This is a genomic window from Peribacillus sp. JNUCC 23 (assembly GCF_053653995.1).
The window spans coordinates 1,244,898-1,263,517 of sequence record NZ_CM132202.1 but is presented as its reverse complement, the minus strand read 5'-3'; the positions used below and the strand labels follow the sequence as shown (position 1 = coordinate 1,263,517).

17 protein-coding genes and 1 riboswitch are annotated in these 18,620 nt (G+C 35.8%); of the genes, 4 read left to right on the top strand and 13 right to left on the bottom strand.

The annotated features are described in order from the left end of the window. Positions 1-160: 160 nt before the first annotated feature. Positions 161-370, bottom strand: a complete 210-nt coding sequence (locus tag JNUCC23_RS06035; RefSeq protein ID WP_454214815.1) for a hypothetical protein — start codon at positions 368-370, stop codon at positions 161-163. Between the two features lie 451 nt (positions 371-821). Next, positions 822-1,385 carry a hypothetical protein gene (locus tag JNUCC23_RS06030; RefSeq protein ID WP_454214813.1) on the bottom strand — a complete coding sequence of 188 codons (564 nt, stop codon included), beginning with the start codon at positions 1,383-1,385 and terminating at the stop codon, positions 822-824. A 719-nt stretch (positions 1,386-2,104) separates the two neighbouring features. On the opposite strand from JNUCC23_RS06030, the gene JNUCC23_RS06025 reads away from it, so the two are divergent. Then, positions 2,105-3,061, top strand: coding sequence for a patatin-like phospholipase family protein (locus JNUCC23_RS06025; RefSeq protein ID WP_403072471.1), 957 nt, complete (start codon positions 2,105-2,107; stop codon positions 3,059-3,061). 258 nt (positions 3,062-3,319) lie between these two features. Here the strand turns inward: JNUCC23_RS06025 and map are convergent, their stop codons facing one another. From map to JNUCC23_RS05990, 7 genes are all read right to left on the bottom strand, one after another. Continuing rightward, positions 3,320-4,060 (bottom strand): type I methionyl aminopeptidase, encoded by a 741-nt coding sequence (gene map / locus JNUCC23_RS06020; RefSeq protein ID WP_454214811.1) that lies wholly within the window; start codon positions 4,058-4,060, stop codon positions 3,320-3,322. Positions 4,061-4,294: 234 nt separating this feature from the next. Then, a complete protein-coding gene (locus tag JNUCC23_RS06015; protein ID WP_454214810.1) occupies positions 4,295-4,681 on the bottom strand; it encodes a DUF5071 domain-containing protein in 387 nt (128 codons plus the stop codon). A 391-nt stretch (positions 4,682-5,072) separates the two neighbouring features. Further along, a complete protein-coding gene (locus JNUCC23_RS06010; protein WP_454214808.1) occupies positions 5,073-5,246 on the bottom strand; it encodes a serine kinase in 174 nt (57 codons plus the stop codon). Positions 5,247-5,432: 186 nt separating this feature from the next. After that, complete coding sequence (locus JNUCC23_RS06005) at positions 5,433-5,717, bottom strand: hypothetical protein (RefSeq protein ID WP_454214806.1); 285 nt, start codon at positions 5,715-5,717, stop codon at positions 5,433-5,435. A gap of 229 nt (positions 5,718-5,946) precedes the next feature. Continuing rightward, on the bottom strand, positions 5,947-7,353 hold the full coding sequence (locus tag JNUCC23_RS06000; RefSeq protein ID WP_454214804.1) for a hypothetical protein: 1,407 nt from the start codon (positions 7,351-7,353) through the stop codon (positions 5,947-5,949). Between the two features lie 247 nt (positions 7,354-7,600). After that, positions 7,601-8,161, bottom strand: a complete 561-nt coding sequence (locus JNUCC23_RS05995; protein WP_454214802.1) for a shikimate kinase — start codon at positions 8,159-8,161, stop codon at positions 7,601-7,603. Positions 8,162-8,347: 186 nt separating this feature from the next. Beyond that, positions 8,348-8,851 carry a hypothetical protein gene (locus JNUCC23_RS05990; protein WP_454214800.1) on the bottom strand — a complete coding sequence of 168 codons (504 nt, stop codon included), beginning with the start codon at positions 8,849-8,851 and terminating at the stop codon, positions 8,348-8,350. A gap of 699 nt (positions 8,852-9,550) precedes the next feature. On the opposite strand from JNUCC23_RS05990, the gene JNUCC23_RS05985 reads away from it, so the two are divergent. Continuing rightward, entirely contained in the window at positions 9,551-9,910 is a 360-nt protein-coding gene (locus JNUCC23_RS05985) for an MmcQ/YjbR family DNA-binding protein (protein WP_454214799.1), read from the top strand. 769 nt (positions 9,911-10,679) lie between these two features. Here JNUCC23_RS05985 and JNUCC23_RS05980 read toward each other — a convergent pair. Further along, positions 10,680-11,138 carry a hypothetical protein gene (locus JNUCC23_RS05980; protein ID WP_403072468.1) on the bottom strand — a complete coding sequence of 153 codons (459 nt, stop codon included), beginning with the start codon at positions 11,136-11,138 and terminating at the stop codon, positions 10,680-10,682. A gap of 228 nt (positions 11,139-11,366) precedes the next feature. Then, positions 11,367-11,478: riboswitch (SAM riboswitch) on the top strand. Positions 11,479-11,685: 207 nt separating this feature from the next. On the opposite strand from JNUCC23_RS05980, the gene JNUCC23_RS05975 reads away from it, so the two are divergent. Both JNUCC23_RS05975 and metC read left to right on the top strand, forming a co-directional pair. After that, a complete protein-coding gene (locus JNUCC23_RS05975; protein ID WP_403073966.1) occupies positions 11,686-12,798 on the top strand; it encodes a methionine biosynthesis PLP-dependent protein in 1,113 nt (370 codons plus the stop codon). Continuing rightward, complete coding sequence (gene metC / locus JNUCC23_RS05970; protein WP_454214797.1) at positions 12,795-13,967, top strand: cystathionine beta-lyase; 1,173 nt, start codon at positions 12,795-12,797, stop codon at positions 13,965-13,967. Before JNUCC23_RS05975 ends, metC begins: the two co-directional genes overlap by 4 nt. A 123-nt stretch (positions 13,968-14,090) precedes the next feature. Here the strand turns inward: metC and JNUCC23_RS05965 are convergent, their stop codons facing one another. The 3 genes from JNUCC23_RS05965 to JNUCC23_RS05955 are packed head-to-tail and all read right to left on the bottom strand — an operon-like array spanning position 14,091 to position 18,133. Continuing rightward, on the bottom strand, positions 14,091-15,944 hold the full coding sequence (locus JNUCC23_RS05965; protein ID WP_454214795.1) for an LTA synthase family protein: 1,854 nt from the start codon (positions 15,942-15,944) through the stop codon (positions 14,091-14,093). 6 nt (positions 15,945-15,950) lie between these two features. Next, complete coding sequence (locus tag JNUCC23_RS05960) at positions 15,951-17,543, bottom strand: GNAT family N-acetyltransferase (protein WP_454214793.1); 1,593 nt, start codon at positions 17,541-17,543, stop codon at positions 15,951-15,953. 5 nt (positions 17,544-17,548) lie between these two features. Then, positions 17,549-18,133 (bottom strand): glycerol-3-phosphate acyltransferase, encoded by a 585-nt coding sequence (locus tag JNUCC23_RS05955; protein ID WP_157279565.1) that lies wholly within the window; start codon positions 18,131-18,133, stop codon positions 17,549-17,551. Positions 18,134-18,620 lie beyond the last annotated feature (487 nt).

The following is an 18,620-nucleotide window of genomic DNA, read 5'->3' as shown; positions in this document are numbered from 1 at the left end:
ATAAGTGCTTTCAAATACTTTACTCATTTCTACCGGATTTTATCGATAGATAAAGCAAGTTTGTAATTTGCAAACATAAGAAGTTCCTCTAAAAGGACTCCCAATTAGGAAGTCCACTGCATACCATAACCCTTCGGTTAAAGGATGACTTTACTTAATTCTAATCTCCTGTTTTGGAGCCATGATTGTCGTCATCAACGGGACCTTTCCCCGCCTTGTTGTCCAGCGCTCCGCCAGAAACAGCACCTGCAACTGAACCAAATGGATCAAGAGCAGAAGCCATGGTATCCCCAGTAAAAGCACCTACACCAGTTCCTACTGCCTTGCCAGTATCGTTATCGTCACGTTTGCGTTTGTTGATATCAGCCATCTATTTCACTCCCTCGTTTTTTATAGGGAAGTGCTATTGTTTTAGCAGCACTGTCCCGTAACATATTTTGTCCAATAGGGACAAATTTACGAGGAGGGATTAATAAGCATTTGTAAATTTTTTTACCACACAGTGTTATTCCACAATCTGGCCCTTTAGTTGAACAAGGCCTTAAAGTATCACATGAATACTCTATACATTTTTAGTATGGTTTATACATGATTTTATACATTGTTGATGAATCAATATTTTCGGCTTCTGAAGAAGCATGGTAGCCGCATAAAAAAGAGGTGTTTTATGCAAATTCTTCTTTCACTAAAGCACCCCTTTAGTTTAAGTACGTTTTTTCACAAACTTCTTTTTTGAATGGCTATGTTAAACAATATTGTTGTTATTATAATCATAAAAAAGGACCAAATTAGGTCCTTTTTGTGTTTGCTTGTTAAATTGGTCAATTTCTCGTTCTTAAAATATCCGATAAGCCATTGTCATTCACGTATTGAAATCCCTCGATTTTTCCTTCTTCTTTTGAAGAGAAGATGACTTCACCTTCTACATTTGTAGTTTTTTCTTCATCCTCATTTTTCTGATAACCGACCTTTGCTATGAAGGTATAACGATATGAAATATTCTCGCTTTGCTCAATCGTGATATTCTTAAGACTTAACTTATAGCCATTATAGTAAGCATAAGTTGGGTATTGAGTACCACCAAATGCAGCTATGAAGGAATCAAGCCCAGATTCTGTAAAGTAAGGTCCGTATACCTCTGCTTCATACTTATCTAACTCTTGGTTCTCTTCTTTATTATTCACAACAGTTCTATATTTAGGATTCCATAATAGCTCCATAAACTCCTCATCTGGACCAGTAAATTGATGCTCAAGAACTTTTTTAATTGCTGTCTTTTGCTGATCTTCCTCTTCTTTTTGAGAGCAAGCAGCTATTAAGAACCCTGACATTATCAACATTAAACATATAAAAAAGGATTTTACTTTGTTATTATTTTTTGGCATAACTCCACTCCCTTTTTAAATGTAATACGTTTGAAATGCTTTAAAGTTTCAACGAATAGGCATTTTTCAGACTATTCCCATTTCTCGTTTAAAATCCTTTATTTAATATTATTGTTGTACAACTAACCTGCCTCGTTACTTCAATAAGAAAAAGGCTTTACTCTTTATTCAAGTAAAGCTACCCTTTAGTTGAAGTGTAATTCTTCACAATCTTGTTGTTAGAAAAAGCCACCTCCATCTTGAAGGGCCACACGATATTTAATAATAATAATAATCAATAACCTTTTGTGCACAAGGTTGCAAAATAACCTGTTTGAGAACGGAATAGGCAGCTGTCGTCCTCGTTGGAAATCGGGATTGTCACCCCCGCTAAAATCTTGCATGCTAGGAAGCCGTACTCTACCGCTATGTTTTTTTAATTTTCTTTCAAGCTTTTTTTAGTTGTACTTTCTGATTTTCTCATAACCCATTACAAACAAAGTACGTGCATAATAAATTCCCGTTTGGCTTGCCCGTACTGCTACTCAAACGTAGTCTCATCTATCCTCGTCGTAGTATTCTTTTATATACTTGATGGAGTCTTTCCTTGGATGTTTACCTACATAATCCGGCGGCTCCTGAAGGATTTCAGGTAAAAGTGGTATTCATACCCATACAAGACATGAAATAAACATATACTGAATGATACTTGTGATCAGATTAGAAAGGAGAAATCAACTTTGACAAAATATCGGATCATGTCCTTTGATGGAGGCGGTACCTTAGGTGCTTTAAGTTTACAACTTTTGAACAGACTGGCTCAGCAAAATCCAAAATTAATTAGTCGAACCAATGTTTTTTCGGGAAATTCAATCGGTTCATTCACTGCCCTTGCGTTAGCAAGTGGAAGATCGCCGAAGGAGACATTCCAGTTTTTTAAGGATAAAATCCTGCCGGCATTCAGCGTTTCCCGACCAGGCGGACCTGTTTTTAACCAACAATTACCATACTCTAGTTTCATTAAAGCAGTTCAAACATTTTTTCCACCAGATCTTCTCCTCAAAAACTTAAAAAGACGAATTGTTGTCCCTGCATTTCATTTATTCTCACCGGAGCTGAATCGTTGGACTCCTGTGTTATTCCACAACTTTCCTGACTCTCCCTATTTTAATGAGAAAGCGAGTGATGTAATACTACGGAGCAGTGGGGCTCCCGCGACGCAAAGAGCCTATCAGAACTATGTGGATGGGTATACAGTAGCAACTAACCCCAGTACAGCCAGTATCGCGTTTGCAGTGGGGAAAGCCAAACAGCCGCTGGATCAAATTGCGGTATTATCCATTGGAACAGGTGAAGAGCCGACTCAATTAAGAAGAGATACAGAGGGGTGGGGGATGGTTAGTGCAGATAACATACGCCCCGAAAATATGAAGAACCTTCCCCCAAATTGGGGAGTTCTTTTGGACCGATCGCCCAATGAACCTTTACTGCCATTTCTTCAGATTGTCGCTAGTGGATCCGGTTACTATGAATCCATGGTCAGTTCTCAGCTTCTAGGAAATCGTTTTTTTCGGTTAAATCCACGGATCCCTAATTTCTCCAAAACGGACCCTTCTGTGGTTCCCGCTCTCATTTCAATTGCTAACAAAACAAATTTACAACCTGCAGTTCAATTTATAGAGAAAAACTGGAATTAATATAACTTCCATAAATCTGATTATTTTTTGCAAGCATTTGGATTTTTTATAAAAAACAGCCAAACTGGCTGTTTTTATTTATTCATTCAGTTCTTCTTCAACTAACCTGCTCCGTTAGTTGAAGAAGGTTTTTTTGAATCTATGATTTTAGATAGAATCGTACATTAAGAAGACCGCCAATTGGCGGCCTTCTTATGACGGTAACGCACCTGTTAGTAAGCGAACTTCATATATTTTTCTTTTTCGCGTATGCTTGAATTAAAGTGTGACAATAATCGGACCATTTTTAGTAATGATAATCGTATGTTCCAATTGAGCTACAAAGCTTTTTTCTGTAGCATAGGTCCAGCCGTCTTCTTTTTGGAATACTTCTTCTTCGAAGGTTGAGATAAATGGTTCGAATGCGATAACCATCCCCTCCTTTAATAATTCATCATCCCATTTATCATTATAATTATAAATGTGGTCAGGTGCTTCGTGTATTGTACGTCCAATACCATGTCCTGTAAGGTTTTTGATAACAGTTAATCCATTCTCTCTCGCTGTTTGGAATACTACTTTTCCGATTCCACTTTTTTTGGAACCGGGTTTTGCTTTCTTAAGCCCTGCTTCAAATGCCTTTTTAGCAACTTCGCATATTTTCGTTAATACTTCTTCTCCTTCGCCTACTACAAACGAGATTCCTGTATCTGCGAAATAACCGTTTTTGGAACCAGAAACATCTATATTTACTAAATCCCCTTCATGAATAACACGAGGACCCGGAATACCATGTGCCACTTCTTCATTAACACTAATGCAAGTATAGCCAGGAAAATCATATTCACCTTTTGGGGCTGAAACTGCACCTGCTTTCTCAAAAAGCTCTCCGGCTATATCATCAAGTTCTTTGGTCATTATGCCAGGAATTGTTCTTTTTACCAATTCATCTCTAATGGAGGCAACAATTTTGCCAATTTCCTTCAAACCATTAAAATCTTCTTCTGTTTTTGCAACCATTTTTCTTCACCTCATTTTTTTCTTCATAGACTCTGCAATTAATTCCTTCTATGCCATAACCTCTGCCACCAGATTTTCTTAATCATACATTAAAGAGCCTTGATTGTATCATAACTTTTACACTCTTTTGAATGTATGATATTACATATTTTCATACATTCAAAAGAGTGTAAAAAAGGCCGCCAATTGGCGGCCTTTTTATGGCGCTAACGCACCCGTTAGTTGAAGAAGAGTTTATTTTATTTCTAAAATTTCTTTTGCTATTTTATCAAGTTCTTCTGCGAGTTCATTTTGTGTTGGTGTTTCGGCCACTTTTGTTAAATACTCTTTAAACTGGACTCTTGACTCTACTGGCAATTCAATAACCAAATAATGCAGAATAAACCACTTCCAGTTATCATCATCTGAAGATAAAACATCTTGCACATGGGGGACAATTTCCCTGGGGAAAGTTAATAGCATTTCCAATACACTTGGTGCAACTGGCCAGTTCATATCTTGAGTAAACACTAGGAGATCAGGCAATAAAGGTAAGTTTTTATTTCTATCTAGTTTTTTTATTTTTTCAACCCAATCGACATCATATTGATTTCTTGGCAGGAGACCTTCAAAGTTTTCCATATTTATCACTCCATTAGTTTTTATACATGGCAATCTATTTATTATATCAATCTTTATTGAACTGACCTGCCCAGTTAGTTCAATAAGGGGGGGTGAATGTATGATTTAGTATAGAATCGTACATTAAAAAGACCACCAAATTGGTGGTCACGTTGTTGAATTAAAGCGCCTTTTAATGGAGTTAACATGGAACCAATTATTTGTTTCGCTTCTTTATAAAAGTTATATAAATCCAATACAAAAACACAGAAAGAAACAGAAGTGAATATACAAATCCATCTATACCCGTAGCGTTTTTCAGCATTTCGGTACACCTTTCCAACAAGGATTTATTACTACCTATATTCAGCTTCAAAGAAATTTATCCTATTCCATTCTTGCTCCCGTTTGTTTAACAAGATTGTTGGTTTTCTTTTTTGCTTTTTGCAATGAAAACAGCTCCTAAATTACATCCAAGTCCTATTATGTTCATAATGATATTACCTGTCTTACCAAATTCATCAACTGTTAATCCAATTAAAAAACTCCCAAATAAAATAAGTAAAATAACAAAAAATAATTTCAAATTCTTTTCAATCCTCCAACCTCAACCGCAAAATCAATTCGACGTTCTTCTAGACTTATCCTACCACTTTAGTTGAAGAAGGTTTTTTTTCGAATGTATGATTTTAGTTATTTTCATACATTGAAAAGACCACCAAATTGGTGGTCGCGCTGTTGAGTTAAAGCACCAGTTACTTGAATAGGAGTTTTATTTATTACTTTCACTTAATTTGGTTTTTGTGAAAAGACCTGCAATGATTGTGATAATTCCACCTAACAATATTATAAAATAAAAAAGCATTAAAGTTGCTGTTCCGTCTAATCCTTGAAGCACCTTAGTTTCGTGTAACAAAGGTAAAAATAACGGATACGTTAAAACTAATAATATCAAGACAATTCCAGTTATTATTCTATTTTTCCTATTCCTTGTAGTTAGGTATAAAGATAAACAAGCAATTGCAAGTGCTAATATTGTAAAAATGGCTAATATCATTTTAGAAAACCTCCCTTTTATAAACATATTTTACCACTTAAATAGAAAACCTTGTTGAACTGTTAGTTGAAGAAAGAGGCTTCCACTTGAACTGTTGTCACACATTAGCTTAATAAGCTAGATTTAAAAACTCCTCGTATTTTATTTCAAGAAGAGTTTACATAATCACGCTTATCGGTACTGAAAAAGGATCTTCGGTTGGAAGATCCTTTTAGCTGCTTGTTTAACTTTATGAACTTCTTATAAATGTAGCTAGTAACTCCTTAACTTCTTGTAGAGATACTCCTTGCGTAACTATTTCATATACAAACTCATCCTTTTCTCCTTTAAGATGAATATTTGGTGTCCCGGTTATTTCGAATACACTCCATTTGATTTCTTCCAAAGTAAAGTTCTCTTTCTCTTCTCCCAGTTCAGAATTAAAGTCTCCTGTTGTTCTAACTACAGAGTCCCTAGGATAAATCCTTGTATATAGTAACCGTGAACCGGATCCTTTCTCTGTATCTGGCTTGTCATAGCTATATACTACATAAGCTTGCTGTTGCCCTTTATACTTCTCAATACTAGCCGAAAAAGGCGTTACTATTGTATCGTTGAACTCATAAAAACACGGAATTGTTTCTCGCTGAATTTCCATTACTTTTTGTACACTACTCGGGATAGCATCAGCATGTTCAATAACTTCAATATCATTTTCTCTTTCATCATTTACAGTGAAATTCGGTATATATTTTTCTTTATAGTTGTCTAATACAGGTAAAAACTCTTCCTCTTCATATACCTTATTAATAACAAGGGAAGACGGGTGTAAATAGCTTATTACCTCTCCTGCCTTGTTATAGATTTCCCTTTTCAGAATGATTCCTGTATCTTTGTCAACCCAAATACGAAAGCTATTTTCATTTGGCTGTGCATAATTAGTCTCTCTAATACTCTCATCTATGTCACCATAAATAACCATTGTATTGTGTCCGAGGACTTCTTCGTTCTGTTTTTCAATCTCCCATTGGTCTTCGTACCTTAAATATTTTGCCACAAATTCATAATAGAATAGATTACCACTGTCTGGTGACCTTTCTCTGAACTCTTCCTCTGAATCATATATCTTATATAAATCAATTTGGAAGACATCATTTGCAATAACTTTATCTTTTTTACCACTTAACTCATAGTTTTGGGAAACATACTCATTCCGATTTAAATCTAAAGTCCACATTGTACCGTTGTTATAATAATACTCATTTTCATGGCGTTCAGAATTAGTATTATTTTCATCGGGGTAGCTTATGAATTTTCCATATCCACCAATTACACCCTTATTACTATATTTGTACTCTACTTTTATCTTACTTATTGAACCATCATAAACAGAATCAAAAGTTTCAAAAGTTCCAGCTGCAGTTTCAAAATAATCTACTGAATTAAGTAGTCTCGTTAATATATCTTCTTTTGACATATCTTCAAAGTTCTCTTTCGGTTCAGGGTGTGCAATAGTCGAGGACTTCTCTTTCCCTTTCGTTTCTTCTATTTTGATTACTTTTGGCTCTTCTTGTTTTTCTGTTTGAGATAAATACGCGTTACATCCTGATAAAACAATAATAAGGGCACAAATATTAGCTAATTTACAAATCTTCATAAACCTCTCCTGTAAAATGTTTTTGGAAATTCAATGTAATTATACCAAAAGAGTAAAAAATTATCAGTTATTAAAATATTAGCTTTGTTTGTCATTTATGAGTTACTGAAATAGAAAACATTATTTTTTTAATTAACAATAAATTAAACTATTCTGCTCGTTAGCTTAATAAGCTAGATAAAAAAACTCCTCTTATGTTATTTCAAGAATAGTTTACATAATCATCTTTATAGGCACTAACTATCCATTAGTTATTAAAATGTTCAATTATTTTATCAGCTGCTTGTTCAGCTGTTAGATTTGTTACATCTAATTGAAAATAATGTTTATCTTTTATCTCTCCGGGCAATGAATTTAATCGGTGTGTTCTATAAGATTCAAGCAATTCATATTCGGAATGTTCCAAATTCCGTTTTGAGGTTTTTTTAGCTAATCGATTTTCAGTTTTATTTCTACGTAATCTTTCTTCCAAATCTGCTTTTAGTTCAATGAAAAAGACATCTATACCTTTAGATAAAAATATCTCTTTATATCTATTAATTTCTTCAACATCTTTTGGTATATCAAAAGCCATTACAAATGTGAAAATTAGTCCCTTATTTTCCGACTGTTCAACTATTTCTTTGAATATAGCTGTTCTAAATTGATCAGAAAGTTGAAAAGTAGCTGGCACCCAACCTAAAAATGGTTGAATTAGCTCCAATGTCATGTGATTATGTAACAATGGCAAATCTAGTTTTTTTGATATTACTTCACCGATCGTCATTTTTCCTACGGCCTGCGGTCCACATATAAAGAATACTTTCATTTCTTATTACCTCCTATTGCAACATCTATCACATTTTTTAACAAGATTCTCTAATATTACATGCATACTTTATACAAATCTAGTTAACATCAAATTCCTTATCGGTATTGAAAAAGGATCTTCGGTTGGAAGATCCTTTTAGCTACTTGTTAAATTAAAGCGCCCGATTCTAGAATGTTAAGATCCCTAGTATTGTTTAATTTCTTTCTTTTCCTTATCAAAGAGATAAAGGTCGGCAAATGTATTACTACTTATTCCTTTGGGCAGCTCTTTCACGATGATAAAATATGCATCTTCCGGGACTTTCACCTTATATTTCAATGAGTCATCTTGCAATACTACCTGTATGGAATAAATTTGTTTATTGGGGTTTTTTCCAGTTATGATGCCATAATTCCCTGTATCCGTCTTTACCCCATTGTAACCTGCCACAACCGTCCCATAGTGGCTATTTAATATTTTCAGCTTTTTATTCGGACCTTCTTTCATGGTTGCTATTCCTAAATCACCTGACTGATTTCTAAAGAAAGCTATATAGGTATCTGATTCTCCCAAATGTTCTACTTTTATTAGAGTAGGATTAAGTATTTCTCCCCCTCTATTTTGCCAAACCGTTAAGTTTTGTTGTATATCCTTTGGATTGTTCAGTATAGGATATTTTGTTGCAACATTTAAAGTAGCAACACTCATTACTATAATACCTCCAATAATGATTCCAATAATCGTCATTACCAATTTGCGTTTGTTTATAATAACCACCTCCGTATTCGTTAAGGTTAATTAAAGTGTTATCCAATTAAATGGCCCGTTTACTGAATAAGGTTTCTAAGGAATACATGAATACTTTATACAAATCTAGTTAACATAAAGTCAATTTTCGGAACTTCCGAAATATAAACCCCCTTGGTACTCAATGGGTTCCGAATGGGCCATTTTTATCGTTTATACATAATTTTATACATGGTTGATAAATCAACATTTTTGACTTCTGAAGAAGCATGGTAACTGCATAAAAAAGGGGGGTTTTATGCAGATTCTTCTTTCACTAAAGCTACCTGTTAGTTGAACAAGCACCCTCTCTTTTATTACACATTATATTCGGAATGTGTCCTATTCTTCATCTTCAACAAGTATTTTTGCCGCTTCCCATTCAGCTCCGCAACCGGCGCATATGGTATCTCCCTCAACAGATGTAGGAAACCCTAAATCACAATATCTACACTCCCAATGCACTACTGTCACCTCTTCCTATGCAATATCTGTCTATTTTCAAATGCTTCTACGTTTTGTGATATTCTTGCCTTCCAACAATGTTATTGAAATACATAAGTTATTGATTATAATAAAAATAATCGAACGTACGTCTGTGTTATAAAAGGAGACTTATAAATGGATAAAGATAGACTTCAGTCATTTTGCCTGACACTACCTGGAACGACACATGATTACCAAGTAGAATGGCAAGCAGATCGTTATCATATTGGGGGGAAGATTTTTGCAATGATGGGAGGAGACTCTCAACGAAAGTCAATTATTACTTTAAAATGTGAACCGACTCGCTCTGAAGAGTTAAGAGAAACCTATCAAGGAATTATTCCTGGCCATTATATGAATAAAACACACTGGAACTCTATTTATTTTGATTCAAACCTATCCAACGAGCTATTAGAAAATCTAATTCTACATTCGTATAATTTAGTTTTTGAAAAACTAACTAGAAAAGTCCAAAACCAAATTAATTCGAAGTAGTTTCACCGGTATCTTTAGTGTTTTCAATTGAAAGAGTGAATTGCTCTTTCTTTTTTTATGTCGTATTTTCTGTCAAATGCGACATAAAACTTCCCTTCTCTTTTTGAACTAACCTGCCCCGTTAGTTTAAGTACATGTTTTCACAATCTTAATTGTTATTTTAACATAAATATCCAAAAAATCTTTTAAAAAAACTAAAGGGGTAATGTGATTTTAATCAAACTTTTTTACAAATTATCAATCTTTAATATAAATCATCAAATTTTATTACAAAGCAACAGTATAGTGTATGTAGCATTTTAATAAAGCTTAATTAAATTAAAATCACAAACCCTGATTTATCAACATACACAAAAAACTCCATTTTGAATAAAGATTGATCAAAATGGAGTTAATCTTTCTAACCAAGTATAAGATTTTTATAAAAAGGTTTGGTCATGTTCTACCTGTGTTGCTCAACAATCACGCCCAATTGTGGAGGAACATAAGTACATGTTTTGTTAGACTAACGCCCCCCTTTAGCTTAATAAGAATTAAACAACTTTCTTATTTTTTAAAGGACTTTATTGTCAATTAGCAGTAAGGATGACTTAAAGTTTCTACCCCCATCTTTTCTAGGTTTTAGGTTTAAGATCCTTCCTTTTTAGAAATTTAGACATCTGTGGACTTTTGCTGAGTGAAGAAAAATATGAAAATGATAATGGGGAGCGCTATTAAAAATGTATTGTTTCTAGAAGTTTTTACTGTAGGTATATCTGTTAATGACATTTTACTCATTCCCTTTTATATTAGTTAATAATTCTGGTGGAACGATATAATGCTGCGTTACTATTTTATTAAAAAAGTTATAATCTTCAATTGGCAGTGCCGGAAGAACTTCCGGATAACCGAAAATAGGACCTGAAACATTAATTGAAAAATCACCAGACGACACAAATGTGCCAGTCACATGTATTACATCGTTGATTAATAATATAGCTATAATGATGTCCAGTATATCGATAAAAAGGTTTCCTTCTTGCGAGTGGTCCTTCCCTTCTAAACGATGCCCTCCAAAAAGAGGACCACCTAACGAAAGACTAAATCTGCCTGGTCTTACAAACACGCCAATGATTGTAATTTGCCCGGTTAATAATAGGATTGCTGAAGTAATTTCGATACTACGTTGAAAGGAGTGGATTACTTTTTTATTTGTATCAAATTCACAGGCCTTATTCAATATCCTCACTCCCTATGTAGGCATTATATTCAGATAAACTAACAAACGTCACTTAATTGATTTTTTATATTGTTTATTACTGAACGTATTGATTCTTCAATTTCTTTATATCAAGTAACATATTTAATACATTAATTACAAATTAATTCCATTTTTAGTGGTGAAAATAATAATATGCTTTTAATTGACAATAAAGAGAAAGTATAGTAAATTCTTAATTAACTTAATAATCAATTTTTCTTATCAAGAGAGGTCGAGGGACTGGCCCTGTGACGCCTCAGCAACCAGCAATCGTAAAATATTGCCAAGGTGCTAATTCCATCAAGCTATTTGGCTTGGTAGATAAGAAGAGACTGCATACTTATGCGATTCTAAAGTCTTCTTCTTATAGAAGACTTTTTTCTATGGAAAAGGGGCAGGGCTTCGCAAAATCAGCTACGCACCGCCACCTTCATAAGGTGATACAATTTTTAGAACCTGAACTTTTTTCATCGCCTGAACTTTAGAGCAGACGCTCATTGATGTTTTTATATTCTAAAAAAGGGAGCCGTGAACGATAATGAAAATTGATACACAACTAGCTCAATTAGGGAATCGAAGTGAAACTGCAACTGGTGCAGTAAGTCCTCCTGTATATTTCTCAACTGCTTATCGCCATGATGGAATTGGTCAATCAACTGGATATGATTATTCTCGGTCAGGGAACCCAACTCGTCAGCTACTTGAACAAGCGATAGCTAAACTTGAAGGTGGAGATCAAGGTTTTGCTTGTAGCTCTGGAATGGCTGCCATTTTCACAGTCCTTTCCCTTTTCCAATCTGGAGATGAATGGATTGTCAGCCGTGATTTATACGGCGGTACTTACCGTTTGCTCGAGAAAGATTTTAAAAAATGGGGGTTAACATGTACATATGTTGACACAAGTAATGTAAATGAGATTGAAAACAGTATTACCCCTCAAACAAAAGCGATTTTTCTAGAAACACCTACAAACCCGCTTATGCAGGAAACGGATATTGATGCGGTGTCAGCCATAGCCAAACAATACGGAGTCCTATTAATCGTCGATAATACGTTCTATACGCCTCTTCTTCAAAAACCGATTGCAAGCGGTGCCGATATTGTAATTCATAGTGCGACGAAGTATTTAGGCGGACATAATGATGTGCTTGCTGGACTCATTATATCAAAAGGGAAAGATCTGTCTGAAGCTCTAGCACATCACCATAATAGTGCAGGTGCGGTACTAAGTCCATTCGATTCATGGTTGTTAATGCGTGGAATGAAGACACTTGCTTTACGAATGGAAAGACATCAAGAAAACGCACGGAAACTTGCAGATTATCTTTCTAGCCATGAATCCATTACAGATGTTCTCTATCCGGGAAAAGGCGGAATGCTTTCTTTCCGAGTAAGCGATGAACAATATGTGAATTCATTTTTACAAAGCTTAAACCTTGTCTCATTTGCTGAAAGTCTTGGCGGGACCGAAAGCTTTATTACCTACCCTGCCACACAAACACATGGGGACATCCCGGAAGAAATAAGAATCGCAAACGGTATTTGTAATCGGCTGCTCCGATTCTCTGTAGGAATTGAAGCAGCGGAAGATATCATCCAAGACCTAGAACAAGCATTTGCTAAAATAAAAGAGGAGGTATCAGCATGACAGCAGATCATTTCAGCTTTGAAACATTACTTCTTCATAATAACTATAAATATGATGCAACAAACGGGGCAGTAAGTGTGCCGATTCAACATGCTTCCACTTTCCATCAATTTGATTGTGACCAGTTTGGGAAATATGATTACAGCAGAAGCGCGAATCCAACTCGCGAAGCGTTGGAAGAGATTATTGCTGAACTTGAAGAAGGTACAAATGGATTTGCCTTCGCATCAGGAATGGCGGCAATTTCTACTGCCTTCATGCTCCTGTCAGCGGGTGATCATGTGATTGTATCTGAAGACGTATATGGTGGAACATTTCGGATGGTCACACAAGTACTTTCCCGCTTCAATATTGAACATAGCTTTGTTGATATGACGGACTTAGAAAGTGTGAAGTCAGCCATTCAACCTAATACGAAAGCCATTTATATAGAAACACCTTCTAACCCTCTTTTGAAGGTGTCAGATATTCATGGGATCTGTTGTATTGCGAAAGAAATTGGTGCGTTAACATATGTTGATAATACATTTTTAACACCAGCACTACAAAAGCCACTAACATTGGGAGCAGATATTGTCCTTCATAGCGCGACTAAATTCCTATCCGGACATAGCGATGTCGTGGCCGGTCTTGCCGTCGTACGTGATCCAGAATTAGCAGAAAAACTTGGATTTCTGCAAAATTCATTCGGAGCCGTTCTCGGTGTTCAGGATGCATGGCTTGTGATGCGCGGCCTGAAAACATTGCATGTCCGAATGGAGCATTCTGTACAATCTGCTCAAAAAATCGCTGCATTCTTGGAATCACATCCACTTGTAAAAAAAGTTCATTATCCAGGACTTAACAGCCATCCACAATTTGCTTTGCAACAGCAACAAGCGAAGTCAGCTGGCGCAGTATTTTCTTTTGAATTAGAAAATGAAGATGTTCTACGCTCCTTTGTTTCTGATGTTACTCTACCAGTTTTTGCTGTAAGCCTTGGTGCTGTTGAAACGATTTTATCTTATCCAGCGAAGATGTCACATGCAGCAATGTCTGATGAAGAACGTGAAAAACGTGGCATTACAAAAAGCCTGCTTCGTCTATCAGCAGGCCTTGAAAACCCAGATGATTTGATTAAAGATTTCACGAATGCCTTGGAAAAAAGTAAACTAGTTCTTACTGTTTAATATGATTAAAACGCAAGGGTTCTGACTCCCACAGCTACTATAGATTGTTTATTTCACGTGTAAATGACACAATAAACGGTGTATAGAGTGTGGAGTCAGAACCTTTTTCAAACAACCTCATTTTTAATCTTTTATTCCCTTAAATCGCAATAAGTCTCCAAATATTATCTCATCTGACAATCCTAATTCATCATGAACAGTTTTTTGATATGGTTCACAGGCAGTATTATCTAACTGTTCCCCCGATGATTTATTATAGCAAACCCCATCTTGGAAAATATACGTATCATTCACGAAACCACCATCTCTGAAAATCACGGGATGGCTTGCTTTCCTTGTGAATAAGTTGTGACCGAACGATATGGTGTCTTCTGCTTTCATGCCCAATAAATGTAAAAGTGTTGGCCGGATGTCGATTTCTCCGCCTGGAACAGAAATAGTCTCCCCGCCCTCACCAGGGATATGGATAATCACTGGTACTTGGCGGTAATGAATATGATTAATTGGCGAATACGCATCACCTAGCATTTGACTTAATGCCGCTTCATATTTTTTTGAAATTCCGTAATGATCTCCATACAACACAAAGATTGTGTCTTCATACATCCCATTATCTTTAAGCGTTTGAAACAATCGCTTGATTGCTTCATCCTGATAACGAACTGTTGTCACATACCGATTTACGACACCTTCGTCGGTATCCCCCATCGCGATCAGTTGGTCATTTTCATCCAGCAAAAATGGAAAGTGATTCGTCAATGTAATTAATTTTGCAAGATATGGTTCAGGCATTGTTTTCATGAGCTCCACAGATTGTTCAAAAAAAGGAATATCTTTAATACCATAATTCACCGAATTCTCATCGGTTACCTGGTAATCTTGTTTGGAGAAGAAACGATCGTAGCCAAGGTTTTCATACATCTTTTCCCGATTCCAAAAGGACGGGTCATTGCCATGAAAGGAGGCGGAATAGTACTGACCATTCTCTTTCAATAGATGTTGTAGGCTAGTAAACGTATTCCCAGGTCGTCTGACGAAAACAGATCCTCCAGACAGCGGGTATAAACTTGTATCAATCATAAACTCAGAATCGGATGTTTTTCCTTGAGCAGTCTGGTCATAAATTTGATTGAAATAAAAGCTTTCTTTTATTAAGTCATTCAAAAATGGTGTAATTTCTCGACCATTCACTTTTTGATTGATTACAAAGTTTTGTGTGGATTCCATACTGATTAACACAATATTCTTTCCTTTTGCCAGTCCAAAGAAATCCGTTGTATCTTCCTGTTTACTCGCCATATATTCTTCGATTTTCGCAGTATCAACGTGTGTAGCCACTGCACGATCAATAGTAGGACGAAGCCCCATTACAATGTCATAAAGATGATAATTATAAGGACCGATGCTTTTAACCATCTGCTCTCTATTATACGAGGCAGAAAAAAGATAAGGAGACTGGCTCCACCCAAGACCTGCTAGTAAAAAAAGTAATAATGTACTAAAGCCGATAAACCGTTTTTTGAAACGGACACTTATCTCTTTGGATTGAACAATGGCTGTTTTTGAAAGCCAGGCAATGATTATTATATCTACAAATAAGAGTAAATCCCATGCCTTCATCAACTCAAACGTACTTGGTCCAATTCCCCCGACATTTTTAAATTGAAACAAAATAGAAACGGTCACATAATCAATATAAAAACGGTAATACAGTAAATCTCCATAAAGCAATCCTGTTACTAGTATCATAATCGCCAAAAGCCATTTAATATGAAGCCTTTTTGTAAAGTACATGCTGAGTCCGATTAATAAAAACAATGAACCGATTGGATTGACAACAAGAAGCAGCGCATCAAACCATGTGTGGATGGTAATATCAAAACCAATAAATGAAACGATAACGGTCTTCAACCACATACATGCACACGCAAGGAAAAACAGCAACTTCGGGGTAACACGTATTCCCTTCTGCGTCATATCCCATCACACCTTACTAGCAAAGGCTGTTTTTGCTTGCGTCAAAGCAAGAAACAAAGTACGAATTGATTCGTCACTATGATGACCCATTAACGAAATTTGGATCCAGTTTCGCTTTAATAAATAGTTACTTTCATAGCTTGTAAGGATGTTTTTACTTTTCAAATAATCACCTAGCATTTTGGAAGAATGATAGAATGGCAAACAAATGGTAATAATGCCTGGTGAATAGGCTTCGTCTCCTAAATAATTATAGCCATTTTCCTCCAAGAATTTTCTAATGAATGCCGCTTTTGTTTCGATTATGCTGCTATCTACTTTTTGCAATGCAACGTGCAACGCTTTTAATAAATTAGAAGAATGGGTAAAAGGAACACCTTCATACTCTTGATACATGCCAATATCTAAATACCTTGGCACGTTAGCATTCGGACGTAGCTTTTCCCGGTGAAAAACTATAACCAGACCAGGGTATGATCCTAATGCCTTTCCACTGACTGTCGTCGCCATTAGTACATTTTTGAAGGATACCGGGACAACACCAACCGAGCTGCATGCGTCGACACATAATTCAACACCAAACTTAAGACAAAGCTCTTCGATTCTTTCCAAATCAAATAAATAGCCGGTTGAAGTTTCACAATGCACCGTCCAGATCCATTTAATGTTCGGGTTTTCTCTTAAGAAATGTTCGATCTCTGAAACCGAAATGGGCGTATTCCATTCTTTTTCAATCGTAAAAAATGACAAATTAAAGCGTGAGGCATGGTCAATCAGCCGATAGCCAAATTCACCATTTGCCAAAATCAAACCATCGCCTTCAATCTGAGATAGCTGAGCAGAAACGATATCATTGCCTAATGTACCAGTCCCAACAACAACTTGTGCATACTTGGCTTCTGTCATGTTACAAAGAGTTTTCCGTATCTTGTCCACTCCCTTTATAAATACACCCGAGCGATGTGAGAGTGAAGGCAGAGCAAAAGTCTTTACTACTTCAGGATGAAGCTGTACCGGACCTGGAAGGAACGAAACTTTGCTAGATTCATTGGATTTTCTAGCTATTAGCCGCTTGAACACCTTTGTGGAGTTTTCAAATTGCTCTTTTGTCAAATACATTGGCTGAAACTTGGCTTGTTCTGTTCCAACCATCTCCCCGAACGCTTGAAAACCCATTCTTTTGTATAAAGGGATTTGCTGCTCTACACCTGATATGAGCGCCATATTGTATTTTTTCTCCAAACAATAGTTGACTAGCACTTCAACTAATTTATAAAAAACGGGACTTTTTCTGAATTCATCTTTTACAGTAAGAAGTCTTATTTCACAAGGGTTTGCATCACTTGGTAAATAGTCGTCCAAATTCGTTAGTTTTTGATCCAATGAAAATGGACGGTTGGATCTAACGGCGATCATTCCAACGACCTCATGATTTTTCTTAGCAATCATGTATGTATTTTGTTTATCAAAACGATCAATCAATCGCTGCTGTTCGTTTTGGTTATGTTGAGGAATTTCTTCCACAAATGTTTGATAATTAAGTTTATAAATTTGCTCGAACTCATTTTGCTCTGAAGCGATTTTATAAACAAATTCCACTATGTTCACTCTCCTATATCTTCTAAGTTTTCTTTCTTCCTGCTGTTCGGTATATGAGCGAATAGCACAATAATCAACATACACAGCAAGCCTATTGAATAAGTCCATGAATGTCCAGTTATCCAAGTAGTAATCGGAATTGTCAGCATTGATATCATACCGGGAATGGTAAATCTACGTAACAATAAATAACCGATTCCCATGACAATTCCTGTCACCACAATAGCAACTGGGACAAGATAAAGGGTAACGGCTAAAAAAACCACGACTCCTTTACCACCACGAAATTGAAGCTGAATTGGCCAAATATGTCCGATTAATAAACCGAAAGCACATAATAGCATGACCATTTCACTTACTTCTGTTAAGGTACTAACAATGAGCAACGCCATAAACACCTTGGCAGCATCAATGACAACGGTAGATAGAAACCCTTTTTTCCCTAAATGCCGTCCTGCATTTCTTGCCCCAGCATTCCCACTTCCGAGTTCGCGGATATCTTTTCCCATCTTCCATTTACTAAGATAATAAGCACCATTTATGCAGCCAAAAGCATAAGAAAGTACGATTAATATCATCGATTGAATCATTAAACTACTCCATTCACTGCATTCAATTAGATTATTTTTCTATCAGGCCTTTTTATTTCCATTTTATATGAAAATACTACACAAATAAAGGAAATACAATGGATTCTTTTAAAGAAGTGTTTACATGCTATATATGTTGTCATATAAAAGATATGACAAAAGAACTTTCTTGTTTTTACGCATATTTTTGAGTTCGATTTATTAAATAAGGAGATTAATGAATTCGTGTAAATGAGGCATTTCGGATTTGATACATATTTTGGGATTTTGACACGTATTTTTAAATATTAACGCATATTCTCCAAACTTGTCGTTATTTCATTCAATTAATCTATAAAAATATCCATGAGCGTCTGCTCTAAGCCCAACGAAGTCAACAATGGAAAAGGTTCTGATTTTCAAATTGTATCACCTTATGAAGGTGGCGGTGCGGAGCCGGATTTTCGGATGCTTTCTCGATCATATAAGTATACCCGCTAAGTAGATT

What these genes read in the sequence shown, in the direction of transcription:
- metC (WP_454214797.1), top strand. Translation starts at nt 12,795, where the DNA reads ATGACAGCAGATCATTTCAGCTTTGAAACATTACTTCTTCATAATAAC.
- JNUCC23_RS06000 (WP_454214804.1), bottom strand. Translation starts at nt 7,353, where the DNA reads ATGAAGATTTGTAAATTAGCTAATATTTGTGCCCTTATTATTGTTTTA.
- JNUCC23_RS05985 (WP_454214799.1), top strand. Translation starts at nt 9,551, where the DNA reads ATGGATAAAGATAGACTTCAGTCATTTTGCCTGACACTACCTGGAACG.
- JNUCC23_RS05955 (WP_157279565.1), bottom strand. Translation starts at nt 18,133, where the DNA reads ATGATTCAATCGATGATATTAATCGTACTTTCTTATGCTTTTGGCTGC.
- map (WP_454214811.1), bottom strand. Translation starts at nt 4,060, where the DNA reads ATGGTTGCAAAAACAGAAGAAGATTTTAATGGTTTGAAGGAAATTGGC.
- JNUCC23_RS05965 (WP_454214795.1), bottom strand. Translation starts at nt 15,944, where the DNA reads ATGACGCAGAAGGGAATACGTGTTACCCCGAAGTTGCTGTTTTTCCTT.
- JNUCC23_RS06030 (WP_454214813.1), bottom strand. Translation starts at nt 1,385, where the DNA reads ATGCCAAAAAATAATAACAAAGTAAAATCCTTTTTTATATGTTTAATG.
- JNUCC23_RS06005 (WP_454214806.1), bottom strand. Translation starts at nt 5,717, where the DNA reads ATGATATTAGCCATTTTTACAATATTAGCACTTGCAATTGCTTGTTTA.
- JNUCC23_RS05995 (WP_454214802.1), bottom strand. Translation starts at nt 8,161, where the DNA reads ATGAAAGTATTCTTTATATGTGGACCGCAGGCCGTAGGAAAAATGACG.
- JNUCC23_RS06035 (WP_454214815.1), bottom strand. Translation starts at nt 370, where the DNA reads ATGGCTGATATCAACAAACGCAAACGTGACGATAACGATACTGGCAAG.
- JNUCC23_RS05990 (WP_454214800.1), bottom strand. Translation starts at nt 8,851, where the DNA reads ATGAGTGTTGCTACTTTAAATGTTGCAACAAAATATCCTATACTGAAC.
- JNUCC23_RS06015 (WP_454214810.1), bottom strand. Translation starts at nt 4,681, where the DNA reads ATGGAAAACTTTGAAGGTCTCCTGCCAAGAAATCAATATGATGTCGAT.